The following is a 16,829-nucleotide window of genomic DNA, read 5'->3' on the forward strand; positions in this document are numbered from 1 at the left end:
AATATAAATCAATTAATATAATTTTTACAAAAATCATGCCTCTGCGTCGTCGGAAGGCTCTTCGTCGTCCTCTTCCTCGTCGTCAGCTACATCTTCTTCCTCGTCCAACTCATCATCCGTAACAATGATATCTTCCTCCGAAGCGCCGTCAACCTGCGCTACCGGTTTGGCTACTACGTTGCCGTCTTCGTCCAGTTCTTCTTCGGCTTTTTCGTCCGGATCTTTCAGAATGCGGGTCACGGAAGTAATCTCGTCGGTATTGCTCAGTCGGATCAGCTTCACGCCCTGCGTGTTACGTCCGGCCTGACGGATGTCGAGCACGCTCATGCGGATCGCGATGCCGTTGCGGGTGATGATCATCAGATCGTCCTCCTCCGTCACCTCGCGAATCGCTACCAGCTTCCCTACCTTATCCGTTGCGTTCATCGTCGAAACACCCTTGCCACCCCGATTAGTAACGCGGTAACTATCTATCGCCGAGCGCTTTCCAAAGCCATGTTCGGATACTACGAGCAGCTGCGCGTCCTCACGGCTGATACACACCATACCGATCACCTTGTTGTCGGGATCGTTCAGGTTGATACCGCGTACACCGGCAGCGGTACGGCCCATGGGTCGAACGCCTTTTTCGTTGAATCGCACCGCACGACCGGCAGCCGACGCGATCACGATGTCGTTATCTCCGTTGGTCAGCGCTACGTTGAGCAGTCGGTCGCCCTCGTTGATCGAGATCGCGATGATACCATTCGTACGCGGACGGGAATATGCTTCGAGCAATGTCTTTTTGATTGTGCCCTGCTCGGTACACATAATGAGGTAATTATTGTTGATATAATCCTCATCCGAAAGTGTCTTCACGTTGATCACCGAACGGATCGAATCGCCGCTTTCGAGGCTGATCAGGTTCTGAATCGGGCGGCCTTTCGAAGTTTTGCTTCCTTCCGGCACCTCATACACCTTCATCCAGAACAGTTTACCATATTCGGTGAAGATGAGCAGGTAATTGAGCATCGTCGCTGAGAACAAATGCTCGGTGAAGTCGGTATCCTTGGTTTTCACACCGCGGGAACCTGTCCCTCCCCTCGTTTGCGTACGGTATTCTGAAAGCGGCGTCCGTTTGATATAACCCTCCTTGGAAATGGTAATGAGCATTTCTTCGTCGGCGATCATATCCTCGTCGCTGAATTCTTCTGCCGAGAACTCAATTTTGGTTCTGCGCGCATCACCGTAGCGGTCCTTGATGTCGTTCAGCTCGGTCTTGATGATTTCGTACTTGCGGAACTCGTTTGCCAGAATGTCTTTCAAGTCGGCGATCAGGAGCATGATCTCTTCATATTCCTTCACAATCTTCTCTCTTTCGAGACCTGTCAAACGCTGCAAGCGCATATCGAGGATCGCCCTGGCCTGGATTTCCGACAGCTCGAATTGTTCCATCAAGCCGGTCTTCGCCGTTTCAGGATCGCGGGCTGCGCGGATCAATGCAATCACCGCATCGAGGTTATCGAGGGCGATAAGCAAGCCCTGAAGAATGTGCGCACGTTTTTCCGCTTCGCGTAGTTCGTATTCCGTCCGGCGGGTAATCACCACGATCCGGTGGTCTACGTAATGCTTGATCAAATCTTTCAGGTTCAGCAACACCGGGCGGCCTTTTACGAGCGCCACGTTGTTCACCCCGAAAGAGGTTTGCAGCGGTGTGTATTTGAACAGGTGGTTCAATACAATGTTAGGTATAGCGTCCTTTTTCAGGTCGAAAACAATGCGCATACCGTCGCGGTCCGACTCGTCGCGGATATCGGAAATGCCGTCGAGTTTCTTCTCATTGATCAACGACGCGATCCGTTCGATCATCGCCGCCTTATTGATCATATAAGGAATTTCGGTTACGATGATTTGCTCGCGGCCGGTTTTCGATACCTCGAACTGGGCCTTCGAACGCATGATAATGCTGCCGCGGCCGGTTTCGTACGCGGAGCGCACGCCATTGTAACCGTAAATGATACCGCCCGTCGGGAAGTCAGGAGCCTTCACGTGCTCCATCAGCTCGGGGATGGTGATGTCGTTGTTGTCGATGTAAGCGAGCACGCCGTCCACCACCTCATTGAGGTTGTGGGGTGCCATGTTGGTGGCCATACCTACGGCGATACCGGACGATCCGTTTACGAGCAGGTTTGGGAATTTGGCCGGAAGTACCGAAGGTTCGCTCAGCGAGTCGTCGAAGTTAGGCTGAAAATCAACCGTGTCCTTGTTGAGATCGGCGAGGAGCTCATCGGCGATTCTTTTCAGCCTGGCCTCGGTGTAACGCATCGCCGCGGGATTATCACCGTCGACCGACCCGAAGTTACCCTGACCGTCGACCAGCGGGTAGCGCAGCGACCACGGCTGGGCCATACGCACCATCGTATTGTACACGGAGGAGTCACCATGCGGGTGGTACTTACCCAAAACCTCACCAACGATACGAGCGGATTTCTTATGGGCCCGGTTGTAGCTTACGCCCAGATCGTCCATCCCATAAAGGACCCGCCGGTGAACGGGTTTCAGACCATCGCGAACGTCGGGCAAAGCGCGGGAGATGATAACGGACATCGAATAGTCGATGTAGGCTCCACGCATTTCATCCTCGATATTAATCGGGATAATGTTTTCACCAGAAGATTCTGCCATAAAGAATTAGAAAAGAATCAAAATTTTAAAGCGGACGAATCGATAATATTCAACTGCCCAGCGGATTAATACAATCTTGTTGGTACTAAAAAGTCAAATTTCGCTATTTTAAAGCATTCTAACAAACTATCTTTTGTGCTATTTTGACCCTTGGGGCGTATATGCGTGACTATCCGTCCATTACCTCCCGGAAATTCCAGGGGAAAACTAAATTGGCATCTATCATTAAAAATCCCGTTCTTCCAGCTTATTAGCAAAAGCTTAATTTTTGACAATTTTCACCTATGCCTTTACTATTAACCTTTATCGCAATCCTCGCCCTTATACTTCTCATTGCCTGGCTTAAAATCGACACATTCATTTCCTTCCTGCTGGTATCCATCGCCCTCGGGCTTGCGAGCGGGCTGGACGTGGACACGGTGAGCAAAGCCATTCAGAAAGGTGTGGGAGGGACCCTGGGCGATCTCGTGCTCATCGTGGGTTTCGGGGCGATGCTAGGGAAGATGGTAGCGGACAGCGGCGCGGCCCAGCGCATTACCGACGCGCTGATCAGCCTCTTCGGCCGGAAATATATTCAGTGGGGTATGGCGCTCGCGGGGTTTGTGATAGGGATACCGCTGTTCTATAATGCAGGGTTTGTAATCGTAATTCCCCTGATTTTCATGATCAGTGCAACGGCGCGTTTACCATTATTATATATAGGTATTCCAATGTTATCCGCATTATCGGTAGCACACGGGTACCTCCCACCCCACCCTTCCCCGGCGGCGATCGCGAGCCAGCTCCATGCCGACCTGGGCAAGACCCTCTTCTACGGGATGATTGTTTCGCTGCCGGCCATCGCCGTGGCCGGTCCTATTTTTGGTAAAACATTGAAACGCTTCCAGCCAAAACCCGACGAAGACCTTTTCGACGTGAAGCCCCGCCCCGCTTCCGAACTTCCGGGATTAGGCATCAGCGTCGTCACGGCGTTACTTCCCGTGTTCCTGCTCACGACCATGTCGGGCGTCAAACGCATTTACCCGGATAACAAACTGATCGCATTGCTCGCCGAACCTTATTTCGGTATGCTCGTATCCGTCCTTTTTGCGGCGTACGTATTAGGTGTAAAACGCGGAATGTCCATGAAAAAAGTGGGCAAATCAATGGAAGAAGCATTCAAAGGCGTTTCCACGATTCTGCTGATCATCGCCGGAGCGGGCGTTTTTAAAGAAATCATGACGGCCAGCGGCGTAAGCACCTACATTGCCGAAAGCCTCAAAGGAATGGATATCTCCCCGCTCCTGCTTAGCTGGGCCATTGCGGCCGTAATCCGCGTTTGCGTCGGCTCGGCAACGGTTGCCGGGCTTACTACTGTGGGGATTCTCGCGCCCCTGCTCGCCAATGCGGGCGTACCCGCCGAACTCCTCGTACTCGCCATTGGATCAGGCAGTTTGATGTTCTCCCACCTCAACGACGGCGGGTTCTGGCTCTTCAAGGAATACTTCAACCTGAGCATTAAAGACACGATCCTTACCTGGTCGGTGATGGAAACAATTGTGTCTATAATGGGTTTACTGGGGGTTTTAGTGCTAAATTTGTTTGTCTAGAACTAATTTTGATTGGATGAATAATCGAATGCTTCATTAATCATTCAATCATTCATTCATTCAATCATTCACTCATTTCCTAAAAATGGACAATACCCCAGAATCAAATTTCGCAGCCCTTGGCCTGAATCTCCCGCCTGCACCGAAACCGGTGGGCGTTTATAAACCATTATTGATCGTCGATAAGCGTTGGGTTTACGTTTCCGGCCACGGTACCGTGCAGGACGATGGCACGCTGATCAAAGGCCGCATCGGCAAAGACCTCGACGCCGAGCAGGGCAAACTGGCCGCGCGCCAGGTGGGCCTTGCCATTCTTTCGACCCTGAAAGCCAATCTCGGCAGCCTGAACCGCGTCAAAAGAGTGATCAAAGTCCTCGGTATGGTGAACTGCACCGACGAATTTGAAAAACACCCCTTCATCATCAACGGATGCAGCGAGCTCTTTGCGAAAGTTTGGGGCGAGGAAAACGGCATCGGCGTAAGAAGCGCCGTCGGAATGGGCACATTGCCTGATAACATTCCGGTGGAGATCGAAGCAATGTTTGAATTGGAAGAGAAATAGTTCTGATATGTCCTGGTACCAGCTAACCAACCCCGGAGAAGTAATCTCCCCGTCGCTCCTGTTCTATAAAGACCGCATTGAAAGCAATGTCCGGAGTATGGTGAACATTGCTGCGTCACCTGAGCGGCTGGTGCCGCATGTAAAGACGCACAAATGCCCGGAAGTAGTTGAAATACAGCTATCTGCGGGCATTTCAAAATTTAAATGCGCCACCATTGCCGAAGCCGAAATGGTGGCTGGCGCCGGCGCACCGTGGGTACTGATCGCCTACCAGCTCGTTGGGCCGAATATCGGCCGGCTTTTTGCATTGCGTGAGCGATTTCCGGGTACGACATTCGCTTCACTCGTCGATAACGAGGCCACGGCCGCGCTCCTGCACGAGGCCTCGCTGGCCCGCGGAGTACGCGCGACGGTGTTTCTCGATGTCAACAACGGTATGAACCGCACCGGCCACGCTACCGACGAATCGCTGCTTTCGCTATACCGGTATGTCAGCAGCCTGGAAGGCCTCTCGTTCGGCGGGGTGCATATTTACGACGGCCACATCCGCAATCCAGAGTTTTCTGAACGCAAAGCGGCGGCCGACGAAGCATATGAACGCGTGCTGCCGTTGCTCGACCGTATTGAAACCGAATGCGGCTACGAACCGATGATCATCGTCGGCGGGTCACCTTCGTTCACCGTCCACACGCTCCGGCCCGATGTGTACCTGAGCCCCGGCACCAACGTGCTTTGGGACTGGGGTTACGGCGACCGTTTCGACGGCCAGCCGTTCGAACATGCCGCGCTGGTCATCACCCGCGTCGTTTCCAAGCCGACGACCGGAATTGTCACGATCGATCTCGGCCACAAGGCCATCGCCGCCGAGAATCCCATCGAAAACCGTCTGCGCCTGCTGAATCTCCCGGAGTACACGCTGCTAAGCCAAAGCGAGGAACACGGCGTGGTCCAGGTCGGTGCCGATGTGTGGGAAAGTATCCAGGTAGGCGACGTCTTCTACGCCCTACCCTACCACATCTGCCCGACGGTGGCCCTGCACGATTTCGCGACGGTCATCGAAGATGGCAACGTGGCCGGAGAATGGAAAATCACGGCGAGAAGCAGACGCATTACAATTTAATTTAACCCAACATGTTCCTATTCGACGCCCACCTTGACCTTTCCATGAATGCCGTGGAATGGAACCGGGACCTTACCCAAGACTTATACGCAATCCGCGAACGCGAAAAGAACCTGACCGATAAGCCCGACCGCGGCAAAGGCGTAGTCAGTTTTCCTGAAATGCGGAAAGGTAATATCGGCATTTGCGTGGCGACGCAGATCGGCCGCTATATTAAGCCCGACAGCAAAATCCCTGGCTGGCACTCGCAGGCGCAGGCCTGGGCGATCACGCAGGCGCAGGTAGCCTGGTACAAAGCGATGGAGGACGCCGGCGAAATGGTGCAGATCACCGGTCTTGCCGGGCTGCGCAACCACCTCGAAATGTGGCAGAATGCCGAATCAACCGAGGGCCTGCCCATCGGGTACATCCTCAGCCTGGAAGGCGCCGATTCGTTCGTAAGCCTCAAAAACCTCGAAACCGCCTATGGTTACGGCCTGCGCGCCATCGGGCCCGCGCACTACGGACCGGGCGTATACGCATACGGGACGGATTCGGACGCGCCCCTGAGCGAGAAAGGCAAAGACCTGCTGCGTGAAATGGACCAGCTCGACATGATCCTCGACGCCACGCATTTGTGCGACACGGCGTTTTGGGAAGCGATGGACCTTTACCGTGGCCCCGTGTGGGCGAGCCATAACCTCGTGCGGGCCATTACCCCGCACAACCGCCAGTTTTCCGACGAAATGATCAAAGTGCTGCTCGAACGCGGCGCCGTGATCGGGATGGCATTCGATGCGTGGATGATGATCCCAGGCTGGGTCCGCGGGAAGTCGACGCCGGAAAGTACCGGCCTCAAAATCGAGCATGTGGTGCAGCATATCGACCATATCTGCCAGATTGCCGGCAATGCATTGCACGTGGGCATCGGCTCCGACCTCGATGGCGCCTACGGCAAAGAGCAGTCGCCGGGCGATATGGATTCGATCGCCGACCTGCAAACCATCCCCGCCCTACTCCGCCAGCGCGGCTATCCGGAGGCGGACATCGAGCGCATTATGTGGCGCAACTGGGTCGGTTTCCTGGAAAGGAACTGGGCCTGACGGCATTAGCCTACTATTTTAGAAGAATTTATAAAATCTAATAAATTCTTAATATAGCACTAAAAGGAGTTCTCAGAAAAGCTTCGCAACTTGGTATCATGGTTGCGGGGCTTTTTTATTTTTTAGTAAAATATAAGCCATACTTATTTGTAATCATTATAAATAAGGTGTATTTTTGAGGTATTAGGTCAACGAATTGAAACAAGTCGGTAACATCCGGCAGCTAAATTTTACGTAAACAACAATGGGCAATACATATAAGATTTTCTTTCGAACACACATTCAGGCCAACAAGTCGCTGCAAAAACTGCACGACTGCCTCAAACACCTGAATGTAAAACACTGGGCCTACGATTTTCAGGAGTTTCTGCTGACCCTGACCTCCGAACTATCCGATTTCACGCGCATCCAGCTTGCATTGCGCTCGGCGGGATACGTTTGTCACTTTATCAAACTAGAAAACATGAACGAGGCGAATGGCGTTTCAATGGCATAGCAGCAATTGCTGAACGTTTATCGGCTATCCAAATCCACCTTGCACGAGCAGTACCCGTCATCGGGGCTGCTCTTTTTTGTACATAAAAAAGCCGGCACAGAAACTCCGCGCCAGCCAGTCTTGCTATTTTCAGGCTAATAAATGCATTGTGGGATCAGGTTCCGCTTTGCCTGCTGCATGTGGCGCTCGTCATGCGCGATGATGAACCGGAGCACGTCACCGATTTTCATGCGGATCAGCGGCAGGATCGAGACAGGAATACGCACAGCGTCCAGGTCCCTGTCCAGCCCGGCACGCAGCAGGTACAGCAGCTCCTCTTGCTGGCGGATAAATTCACGCACGACCGCCGCAGAATCGAGCTCCGAAGGCGGAATATGCCCTTTGAATGCCTTGAACTTCCGCTTCCCGGTTTCCGGGTCCATCATTTTGGTGAAATAATCGCCGAGCCATGTGCTGGTAAAACCCTGCTTTTGAACCAATTGTGCAGTAGCAAGTTGTTTGCGCATTCTCGGCAGGTAATAATGCCCGTAACTGTTCAGGTGATCGAGGCATTGGGCAATGCTCCATCCGCCGGTAGCCGACGACCGGTTCAGGAACGCATCGTCCCGGTTTTGAAACAATGCGATCGCATCCGCTATATGCGCCTCTACCTGGTCTTCAAGGCTTTGCAGCAGCTCCTTTTTATTGACAGTTTTCATGGTGTTCGATGTTTGACAATACAAAAGTGCGCACCACGGATTTCCAAATGTTTGGTAAAAACCAACATTTTCAAATCCGCACCTTGTTAACGAGTTTACTGAAATTCGTCGGGTCGATGCCCAGGTAGTTGGCGAGATATTTATGCGGCACGAGTTGGAGGATATGCGGGCTCCGTTTGAGCAAATTCCTGAATTTATCCTCCGAAGAAAAGCACTGTACTTCCACAAGCCGTTCCAGAATGCCCGAAAGCGTCTGCGTAATGCCCGCGCGGATCATCCGCTCCACGGCGGGGCGCTCGTTCGCCACCGCTTTGAACTCGGCATAGGGCGCGCGGATGAACTCCGAGGGCGTCAGCGTCTCGTAATAGTAGCGGGAAGGCACTTCCAGCAGTACCGAATCGATTATGCCGCCGAACGACGGCCGGTAAGTGAATGCCAGCGTCGCCTCGCGGTTCTGATCGTCCAGATAGTAAATGCGCTGGACGCCATCGGTAACAAAATAAAGGAAGCGCTCCGTCTCGCCCGGCACGGAAATGATCTCCTTGCGCCTGGCCGAATACGGTTTCCAGATCCGCGACAATGCGTCCCAGTCCCCGGCGTCGAGTGGATGAATGGCCTGCACGACCGTGTGAAGCAATTTTAGCGGTTCCTCCATAGAACCGCTAAAATACGAAAGCGGGGGCTACTCGCCTACCGACGAAACCATAAAATGCAGGAAGTGAAAAACTTCGTCCTGGCTGCGGATATGGTTCCGTGCGGCCGACAGATCATCCCCGATTTTAATGGTAAAAGAAGTGTCGGGCAATGCCTCGAACATGTCCTCGTCCGTAGTATCGTCGCCGATGGCGAGAATGAAGTCGAAATCTCCCTCCTCGACAAACATGCGCGTGGCGGTACCTTTGTTGAATGCGGTTTTCTTCACTTCCACCACCTTGTTGCCGTCGATGACCTGCAAGTTCAGTTCGGGTTGAATGTAGTTTTTTAGTTGCCAAAGCAGCTCCTGTGCGCGGCGGCTGGCATATTCCTTGTCATCCGCCGTGCGGTAATGCCACGCCAGCGCCGTCTCCTTTTCCTCGACAAATGCGCCGGGACAGCGTTTGGCATAAATCTGCATCATCGGGCGGATGCCCTCCTTCCAGTTTTCTTCATAACCTTCATTGAGCTGCCATTCGTCCGAATCTTTTGCCTTGATCAATGCGCCGTGCTCGGCGATCATATGTACGGGAAGGTCGCTGAATAGTTTTTCCAGAAAATAGCGGTCGCGGCCGCTCACGATTACGACGGTATCGCGCTTGGCAATGTCCTGCAACAGCTTCCTCACATCTTCCGTCATGATAGCCTGCGCGGGATCGGGCACGATCGGGGCGAGCGTGCCGTCGTAATCAAAAAACAAAATCCGGTTATTCGTAGATTGGTAAGCCGACCGGATCGCGTCGATGCCCTTGTTGTTCAGGAAAACCTGGCGCAGGCGGTCATGTTCTAATTCTAGCATTGTCATTTGGGTAAAAAAGTCATTGGTCCATGCGAAAACATCATAGTCACGAATCCTTTCGCGCATGGCCTCCATTCGTTTATTCTGCTCATTGTCAGGCATTTCGAAAGCGATTTTAATCGCATCGGCAATGTCCTGGCGGTCGAGCGGGTTGATAATCAGCGCCTCCCCCAACTCGGCGGCGGCACCGGCCATTTCACTTAGTATGAGCACGCCCTGGCCATCTTTGCGGCTCGCTACATATTCTTTACATACTAAATTCATCCCGTCGCGCACCGGCGTAATGAGCGCGACGTCGCTTGCGGTGTACATGCCTACAAGCTCGTGGTAAGGCATCGACCGGTACTGGTAGATGATCGGCTGCCAGCTGATACTGCCGAAATCCGCATTGATTTTCCCAACCGTCTGGTCGATATCCGACTTCATCTGCTGGTACTGCTCGATGGTATCGCGCGAGGGCACGACCGTCATCACAAACGACACCTTTTCGTGCCATGCGGCATTCTGTTCCAAGAAGCGCTGGTAGCCGTGCAGGCGGTGGATAATGCCCTTCGAATAATCGAGACGGTCCACTGAAAAAATGATCTTCTCTTTCAGCGACTGCCGGGCGTCGGAACGCGCGGCTGTAACATCGGGATCGTCGAAGGCATCGTTGAACTTATCGAAATCGATACTGATCGGGAACGAATCGACCTTCACGATGCGGTTACCAAGGTTGATATAATGCAATTTATTCCCCAGTTCGGAGACAAGTCTCGCCGCTTTCAGGAAATACTCCACATAATCATTGGTATGAAAACCGACGACATCGGCGCCGAGAATGCCGTCCACAATGGCCTTCCGCCAGGTCACCGGAAGCATGCGGAATATCTCGAACGAAGGAAAAGGAATGTGAAAGAAGAAGCCGATTTTGTTCTCCGGAAAAGCCTCGCGGATCATTTGCGGGAGCAGCATCAGCTGGTAGTCCTGCACCCAGACGACATCGCCCGGCCGGATCACCTCCCTTACCTTTTCGAAGAACAGCCGGTTCGCTTCCTGGTAGGCATCGAAATACACATCGTGGAAGCGCGCGAGCGACGGGAAGTAATGGCACAGCGGCCATATCAGGTTGTTACAGAAGCCTTCGTAATAATTTTCATTGAGCTCCTCGGGGATAAAAACCGGGTGGGCGTGGAAACTTTCATTTTCCATCGACTGTCCTTCGAGCTCTTCCGGGGTATTCTCCGAAAAACCGATCCACTGGATTTTCTGATGGGCGTCGAAAGCCTGGTTTTGCTGGTCTTTCACCAGCGACAGCACCGCCGAAACGAGGCCGCCGGAATTTTGAAACAAGCGGGAAGCGTCACCATCGCGAACGATCTTGAATGGTAACCGGTATGCGACTATGATGAGCCTTCCCGCGTTAGATGACTGAGATAAACTTTCCATAATATACCTCAGAAGCCTCAAAAGCCATGCCAAAACGGCCTGCTGGCAGCAATTCCCCCTGACGGTCCAATAAGTACGGCAGATATTGCCATTTGGCAGTTTCAGCTGACTCTATCAAAAAATGAGTAGGCCTATCAATTTGATAAGCTTTGGCCGGAACGATCAAATGTATTACTTTCGCAGCGCAACCTCTTTTATCACATTACAGGAACCGCAGTCTGTTATACGGGCGCCCGGCGCCGTGGCGCGTAAGCGTACAAATCCACGGCAAGCAAGTCAAAATTGCTGTTTTCCATGAGTTAATGTGATAACTGACCACAAATACGGGCTGAAAAGCCCAAGATTAGTCAAGGACTACAAATCTCGTAATCGCAGATTAATAGCTGTGCCACGCTTTGTTGTGGGTTGCAGGCGGCCGATAAAGGCCGCCATTTTTTTTGCCCTTTGTAAATCTGCACGGCATTCCGTTTATTTGTCTACCAAGCTGGTAGAATATTCTAAACCGCTGCTCCCACGCCGGGATGCCCGTGCATATGCTCCGAACTTATCCTAACCTGACTTACACGCTGCTGATGCTCCTGCTGGCCACGTCGGCCATGCTGGTTTTTCGTAAAAAAGGCTTCGCCGATGGTACCGTTCGCCATCCCAATGTCATTTACATTCTCGCCGACGACCTGGGCTACGGGGACCTCTCCTGTCTCAATCCGCAGTCGCAGATCAAAACGCCGAACCTCGACCGGCTCGCGGGCCAGGGCATGGTCTTCACGGACGCGCATTCGGGTTCAGCCGTGTGCACACCCACGCGTTACGGGATACTGACGGGCCGGTATGCATTCCGGTCAAGGTTGAAAAAAGGCGTCCTGGGCGGCTACTCGCCCATGCTCATCGAACGCGAGCGCTTCACCGTGGCCGATTTGATGAAAAAAGCCGGCTACCGCACCGGTGTGATCGGCAAATGGCACCTCGGCCTCGACTGGGTGAAAACCGACCCGACGAAAACCACCGATCCGACCGTATACGACGACTGGACTTCGACCGAAAACCTTTCCATTGCCAAAGGCACGACCGGCGGCCCCAACGACCTCGGTTTCGATTATAGCTATGTGATCCCGGCGTCCCTGGACATCGCGCCTTACATTTACGTCCGTAACGGAAAGCCCGCAGACAATGCGATCGTCGATATCCCCGGACAAAAAGAACCCCGCGGTGTATTCTGGCGGGACGGAAAAGGCTCGGCCAGCTTCCGGATACCGGGTACGCTCGATGTATTCGGACAGGAGGCAAGGCAATTCATTATTGATGCAGGTAAAAACAAATCGAAGCCGTTTTTTCTCTACCTCCCGCTATCGGCCCCGCACACGCCGTGGGTGCCCTCTGAAAAATATAAAAACACCTCCAATGCAGGCCTGTACGGCGATTTTGTACAACATACCGATGCCGTCGTAGGGCAGCTGATGCATACCCTCGACAGCCTCGGCCTCGCCGACAACACACTCGTTATTTTCACTTCCGACAACGGTGCGGACTGGAAACCCGGCGACAAGCAGGCGTTTCCGGCGCATGATGCCAATTACATTTTCAAAGGCGAAAAATCCGACATCTGGGAAGGCGGCCACCACGTGCCATTCATCGCGCGCTGGCCCGCAGGCATCGAGAAAGGCACCCAAACTGCCCAGACCATTTGCCTGGCCGACCTGATGGCGACATTGGCAGCCATTACCGGCCAGAAACTGGACCGTAACGCCGGCCAGGACAGTTTCAGTTTTGCTTCGCTGTTCCGTGCGCCCGATGAAGCAAAGCCGGTTCGTCCCAGCATTATCCATCACTCCGTCGAAGGCATGTTCGCGATACGCAAAGGAAAATGGAAGTTTATCGACGGCAAAGGCAGCGGCGGCTGGTCGTCCAAAGGCGCCCCTACCGACCCTGCCGGCCAGCTGTACGACCTCGAATCCGACCCGCGCGAGACGGTTAACCTCTACGAAAAACAACCGGAGCTGGTGAAGGAGTTGAAGGCATTACTGGAAAAACAGAAGGCGCAAGGGTATACGCGGGCATTGTAAGCTTAAAAGAAATTCCGCATTGCCTCCATATAGTCCTCGATCGGCATCGTGCGGCGCATTTCCATGAGTTGGTTTCCCGTGGCACCGACTACGTTGCGGAAGCTTTTGTTCGCTCCTGTTGCCAGGCTGTGAATGACCTGCACGATATCCGTCGGGTCGTCCAGCAGGCTGTCGTCGCGGGTGTTCATTAATGCTTGCAGTTTGGCGGTAAGCTCGTCGTATGCCGCGATATCGGGATTGTTGTTCCAGACAATGCTTTCTCTGAAATTGTTATCCTTCGAACCGCCCTGCTCGACGAGCCGCAATTCGATATTCAACGGTTTCAGTTCGTAATACAAACCCTCGATCAATCCCTCCAATGCAAACTTGGACATATTGTACAACGAGCCGAGCGGCACAGCCGTGGTGATACCCATAAAAGAGCTGATATTGATAAACATCCCGCCCCCATTTGCGCGAAAATGCGGAAGGAATGCCCGTATGACATTGATCGGCCCGCGCGCGTTCACGGCAAACTGCCAATCGATATCCGACTCCTTAGCCAGTTCCAATGCACCGTAGGTGCCCATGCCGGCGTTGTTGACCACCACATCTATTTTGCCAAATGCTTCAATAGCCTGCGCAGTGGCACTTTTCACTTGCGCAATGTCCGTAACGTCCAGTTTGAAAATTCGGATGTTTTCGTACGCCGTCAGTTCAGTTTCCATTTCGGGTGTCCGCATAGTAGCCGCCACATTCCAGCCTTGCTCCGCGAAAAATCTGGCCGTGAGTTTGCCCAGCCCGCTGCTGGTACCAGTTATGAAAATTGTTTTTGGATTGCTCATTTTGAATAAATTTTGATTTGATGCTACAAAGTTACCGGCGATTGGTATAACTTTGTAATCAGTATCACAGAGTATACCAACTACGGCTATGGCGGAAGCAACAATCAAAAGGAACCAGGCAGAAGAAGTGAAGGCGTTGCAGGACACGATTTACGTGATCGGCGGAAAGTGGAAGTTGCCCATTATCAACTCGATATGTAATGGAAACAAGCGTTTCAGGGAGATTGAAAGGAGTATTCCGGGCATTACCACGCGCATGCTTTCGCGGGAACTGAAAGAAATGGAGATGAACAAACTCATTAAAAGGACCGTCTACCCCGACTCGCCCGTGCTGGTCGAATACGAGTCGACACCCTACTGCAAAACATTCGGAAACATCATCCTGGCGATGATCGACTGGGGCAAGGAACACAAAAAATACATCACCGAACAGCCTGAACAGGCTAGCTGATCAGGCCCTTTTCGGCCAGGTCGTCGAACAGCAGCTGCGTCGCCAGCGACACCTTCGGCCGGTCGGCGTAACTCAGCCACGCAACTTCCTCGATCTCCGCAGCGGCGCTGACCTCTCCCCTTTCCGCCGTCGCGTAGCACCTTAGCCGCACCAGCACACCCTCCGGCTGCCCGTGCGCCTGCGCCCGGAACTCACCGTAAAACTGCAATGCATCGGGATTCAGCAAAACGCTCAATTCCTCCAAAACCTCCCGCACGAGCGCCTGCTCGTCCGATTCCCCCGCCTCCCGCTTGCCTCCGGGAACGTAATAAACATCCCGCCCCCTGCTCCGCGCTGCGAGTATCTTGCGGTTTTCAATGTAAACAAGGGCAAGTTTGTCGATCATGGTCATGGTATTTTTTATGCGTAAAGTTAGCTCTCACAGGCATTCCAACCATTGTAACCAAAAGTAAATCTTACAATCACTACGCTTTTCTTACCAAATCTCATCCGCAACCGCCAACCCAAATCCCATGAAAAACCTTCTCTCCCTGACACTTGTCGCTGCGCTGGGCGTGGCGGTTTCCGGTTGTAAAAAAGAGGACCCCAACCCGGATTGCGGGTGCGAAGGGCCGACGGTGAAGGTCATTAAAAACACCCGTGCCGTGCACGAGGGGGGCGGGCTGTTTTCATTTGAATTTACCGAGCCGGGCACGCAGCGCAAGCTCATCGCCTGGGCATGTAACGCTGATACAACCTGGGCAAAAAGCGCCAACCGGGAAGTACCCGACTACACGATCAGCGGGAATTTGAAAAAGGAGTGTTTCTTCGGACCGACATTTATCATTATCTATCCTCCCATCGAGATCACGGCTATCCGGAAAGACTAAGTTGTCTTTCTTATGTAACTTATTGTAGCCAAAATGATATATTACCGGGACAATACAAGTCTCCTCACGGTAATATGAACCTTAATACCTTGAAATTCATAACATTGGCTGCGCTCGTACACATGAGCCCCTGCGTATGCGCGCAAACGCCCCGCATTGTGCGGGCGACTGGCGACCGCGCGGACATTCGCGACGGCGACGAGTTCAGTAAAGGCAGCTGGCGCATTAGCCCGACCCTCAATCCGGATGTGTACGAAAGCTATATGGAAGGTAAAAGCAAAAAATTTACCTTCATTACCGACCGGGACTCGATCACGTTCGATGTGGAGCCGGGAAAAAGCTATCCGTTTGTCGTGCTCATGGATGGCAAAGACAGCGCGTTTACCGAGGTTCGGGGAATACGGCTTGAACCGCGTGCGAAATTTTCGGCCGAGTACCAGCGGCTCCATCGCGGAAAGACGTCCGTGGAAGTTCCCGAGGTGTATGAACTGGTGAATGTCATCTTTGCATTAACCGAAAAAGGGCGGCAGGACAATGGCTTGATCCGACGTGATACGCCCTACTATCAGGAGGTAATGCAATGGTTCGAAGCTTATCGCGACAACGAGGCCGTCCGGAATATGAACTCCGCGTTTTCCAGCACCCCGGATGCACAGCATTCGAAGAAAATGGATGCTTATCCCTTCGAATTCAATGACCGGGATTCGATCGTGCAGGGCAAAATCTACGATCGGATCGGTAATTCCTATACCAATGCCTTACGCGAACACATTCCCGACCTGATCGATTTTGCCCGCCAAACACGCTTCCGCGAATTTTACCAAAAGCACATTCCTTTTTACAACGGGCTCGTCGCGACTTACCGCGACTCGGTGGGCGTGCCGGATATGCAGCGCTGGCTGAATCTGAACTTTCCGTCGACCCGGTATGACTCGTTTAAAGTCATCTTCTCACCGCTTGTGAGCGCCAACCAGTCGGCCAGCTGGTTCAATCTCGACGGTTTCCGGGAGGTCCAGGCGCATGTGAACTTTCCGTTTCGCAAACCAGGAACTCCGTCCCGATTTTCAAAAAAAGCCCGGCAGATCATGGCTGGCGACATTGTTTTTACCGAGCTCAATCACGGCTTCATCGGCCCCGAAGGTGAAAAGGCAGCCAACCGCAGCCGCATTCAAAAGGCGTTTTCCGACCTCACGATCTGGAACGATTCGACCAAGTCGGCCAGGTATTACGATACCCCGCAATCTGCATTCGACGAATACATGAATTGGGCACTCGTGAGCTTGCGTTACGCGGACGTCGCGCCACAGGCGGAACAGCCGCAACTGTTCGCATCCGTCGAGAATATGATGGTGGATGTCAGAGGCTTCCGAAAGTTTGCGGAATTCAACCAGTTTTTGGTCAAAACTTATCAGGCCAGAAAGAAAGGCCAGGTCGTGGCCGATCTGTACCCGCAGATTCTCACATGGTTTGAAGACAACCAATAAATAGCCCGTA

The 16,829-nt window shown here is 52.9% G+C and carries 15 protein-coding genes; 9 read left to right on the plus strand and 6 right to left on the minus strand.

The features are described from left to right. Positions 1–33: 33 nt before the first annotated feature. A complete protein-coding gene (gene gyrA, locus H144_RS0118035; protein ID WP_019943498.1) occupies positions 34–2,664 on the minus strand; it encodes a DNA gyrase subunit A in 2,631 nt (876 codons plus the stop codon). Positions 2,665–2,948: 284 nt separating this feature from the next. On the opposite strand from gyrA, the gene H144_RS0118040 reads away from it, so the two are divergent. The 5 genes from H144_RS0118040 (at position 2,949) to H144_RS0118060 (ending at position 7,513) form a co-directional block, all read left to right on the plus strand. Beyond that, positions 2,949–4,253, plus strand: a complete 1,305-nt coding sequence (locus H144_RS0118040; protein ID WP_019943499.1) for a gluconate:H+ symporter — start codon at positions 2,949–2,951, stop codon at positions 4,251–4,253. Between the two features lie 85 nt (positions 4,254–4,338). Continuing rightward, positions 4,339–4,815 (plus strand): RidA family protein, encoded by a 477-nt coding sequence (locus H144_RS0118045; protein ID WP_019943500.1) that lies wholly within the window; start codon positions 4,339–4,341, stop codon positions 4,813–4,815. Positions 4,816–4,822: 7 nt separating this feature from the next. After that, positions 4,823–5,935, plus strand: a complete 1,113-nt coding sequence (locus tag H144_RS0118050) for a D-TA family PLP-dependent enzyme (RefSeq protein ID WP_019943501.1) — start codon at positions 4,823–4,825, stop codon at positions 5,933–5,935. Between the two features lie 11 nt (positions 5,936–5,946). After that, positions 5,947–7,017: a dipeptidase gene (locus tag H144_RS0118055; RefSeq protein WP_019943502.1), complete on the plus strand. Its 1,071-nt coding sequence runs from the start codon at positions 5,947–5,949 to the stop codon at positions 7,015–7,017. Positions 7,018–7,261: 244 nt separating this feature from the next. Then, a complete protein-coding gene (locus tag H144_RS0118060) occupies positions 7,262–7,513 on the plus strand; it encodes a hypothetical protein (RefSeq protein WP_019943503.1) in 252 nt (83 codons plus the stop codon). A gap of 134 nt (positions 7,514–7,647) precedes the next feature. On the opposite strand, the gene H144_RS0118065 is transcribed toward H144_RS0118060, so the two are convergent. From H144_RS0118065 to H144_RS0118075, 3 genes are all read right to left on the minus strand, one after another. After that, complete coding sequence (locus H144_RS0118065) at positions 7,648–8,211, minus strand: DinB family protein (protein ID WP_019943504.1); 564 nt, start codon at positions 8,209–8,211, stop codon at positions 7,648–7,650. 70 nt (positions 8,212–8,281) lie between these two features. Then, positions 8,282–8,866: a Crp/Fnr family transcriptional regulator gene (locus tag H144_RS0118070; protein WP_019943505.1), complete on the minus strand. Its 585-nt coding sequence runs from the start codon at positions 8,864–8,866 to the stop codon at positions 8,282–8,284. Positions 8,867–8,893: 27 nt separating this feature from the next. Continuing rightward, complete coding sequence (locus H144_RS0118075) at positions 8,894–11,131, minus strand: bifunctional alpha,alpha-trehalose-phosphate synthase (UDP-forming)/trehalose-phosphatase (protein WP_026350790.1); 2,238 nt, start codon at positions 11,129–11,131, stop codon at positions 8,894–8,896. 533 nt (positions 11,132–11,664) lie between these two features. Here H144_RS0118075 and H144_RS0118080 point away from each other — a divergent pair. Continuing rightward, positions 11,665–13,191: a sulfatase family protein gene (locus H144_RS0118080; RefSeq protein WP_026350791.1), complete on the plus strand. Its 1,527-nt coding sequence runs from the start codon at positions 11,665–11,667 to the stop codon at positions 13,189–13,191. A gap of 2 nt (positions 13,192–13,193) precedes the next feature. On the opposite strand, the gene H144_RS0118085 is transcribed toward H144_RS0118080, so the two are convergent. Next, positions 13,194–14,015 (minus strand): SDR family NAD(P)-dependent oxidoreductase, encoded by an 822-nt coding sequence (locus H144_RS0118085; protein ID WP_019943508.1) that lies wholly within the window; start codon positions 14,013–14,015, stop codon positions 13,194–13,196. Between the two features lie 88 nt (positions 14,016–14,103). Between H144_RS0118085 and H144_RS0118090 the strand changes: the two genes are divergently transcribed. Next, positions 14,104–14,466, plus strand: coding sequence for a winged helix-turn-helix transcriptional regulator (locus tag H144_RS0118090; protein ID WP_019943509.1), 363 nt, complete (start codon positions 14,104–14,106; stop codon positions 14,464–14,466). Here H144_RS0118090 and H144_RS0118095 read toward each other — a convergent pair. Further along, complete coding sequence (locus tag H144_RS0118095) at positions 14,459–14,851, minus strand: NUDIX hydrolase (RefSeq protein ID WP_229207928.1); 393 nt, start codon at positions 14,849–14,851, stop codon at positions 14,459–14,461. The genes H144_RS0118090 and H144_RS0118095 overlap by 8 nt on opposite strands. A gap of 127 nt (positions 14,852–14,978) precedes the next feature. Here H144_RS0118095 and H144_RS0118100 point away from each other — a divergent pair, with 127 nt between their 5' ends. After that, positions 14,979–15,335: a hypothetical protein gene (locus H144_RS0118100; RefSeq protein WP_019943511.1), complete on the plus strand. Its 357-nt coding sequence runs from the start codon at positions 14,979–14,981 to the stop codon at positions 15,333–15,335. An 89-nt stretch (positions 15,336–15,424) separates the two neighbouring features. Next, positions 15,425–16,819, plus strand: coding sequence for a DUF4932 domain-containing protein (locus H144_RS32090; protein ID WP_169409404.1), 1,395 nt, complete (start codon positions 15,425–15,427; stop codon positions 16,817–16,819). Positions 16,820–16,829: the final 10 nt, after the last annotated feature.

The sequence above is a fragment of the Dyadobacter beijingensis DSM 21582 genome (assembly GCF_000382205.1).
GTDB lineage: Bacteria > Bacteroidota > Bacteroidia > Cytophagales > Spirosomataceae > Dyadobacter > Dyadobacter beijingensis.

Coding starts and splice junctions, on each gene's coding strand:
- gyrA (WP_019943498.1), bottom strand. CDS start 2,664: ATGGCAGAATCTTCTGGTGAAAACATTATCCCGATTAATATCGAGGAT.
- H144_RS0118040 (WP_019943499.1), top strand. CDS start 2,949: ATGCCTTTACTATTAACCTTTATCGCAATCCTCGCCCTTATACTTCTC.
- H144_RS0118045 (WP_019943500.1), top strand. CDS start 4,339: ATGGACAATACCCCAGAATCAAATTTCGCAGCCCTTGGCCTGAATCTC.
- H144_RS0118050 (WP_019943501.1), top strand. CDS start 4,823: ATGTCCTGGTACCAGCTAACCAACCCCGGAGAAGTAATCTCCCCGTCG.
- H144_RS0118055 (WP_019943502.1), top strand. CDS start 5,947: ATGTTCCTATTCGACGCCCACCTTGACCTTTCCATGAATGCCGTGGAA.
- H144_RS0118060 (WP_019943503.1), top strand. CDS start 7,262: ATGGGCAATACATATAAGATTTTCTTTCGAACACACATTCAGGCCAAC.
- H144_RS0118065 (WP_019943504.1), bottom strand. CDS start 8,211: ATGAAAACTGTCAATAAAAAGGAGCTGCTGCAAAGCCTTGAAGACCAG.
- H144_RS0118070 (WP_019943505.1), bottom strand. CDS start 8,866: ATGGAGGAACCGCTAAAATTGCTTCACACGGTCGTGCAGGCCATTCAT.
- H144_RS0118075 (WP_026350790.1), bottom strand. CDS start 11,131: ATGGAAAGTTTATCTCAGTCATCTAACGCGGGAAGGCTCATCATAGTC.
- H144_RS0118080 (WP_026350791.1), top strand. CDS start 11,665: ATGCTCCGAACTTATCCTAACCTGACTTACACGCTGCTGATGCTCCTG.
- H144_RS0118085 (WP_019943508.1), bottom strand. CDS start 14,015: ATGAGCAATCCAAAAACAATTTTCATAACTGGTACCAGCAGCGGGCTG.
- H144_RS0118090 (WP_019943509.1), top strand. CDS start 14,104: ATGGCGGAAGCAACAATCAAAAGGAACCAGGCAGAAGAAGTGAAGGCG.
- H144_RS0118095 (WP_229207928.1), bottom strand. CDS start 14,851: ATGATCGACAAACTTGCCCTTGTTTACATTGAAAACCGCAAGATACTC.
- H144_RS0118100 (WP_019943511.1), top strand. CDS start 14,979: ATGAAAAACCTTCTCTCCCTGACACTTGTCGCTGCGCTGGGCGTGGCG.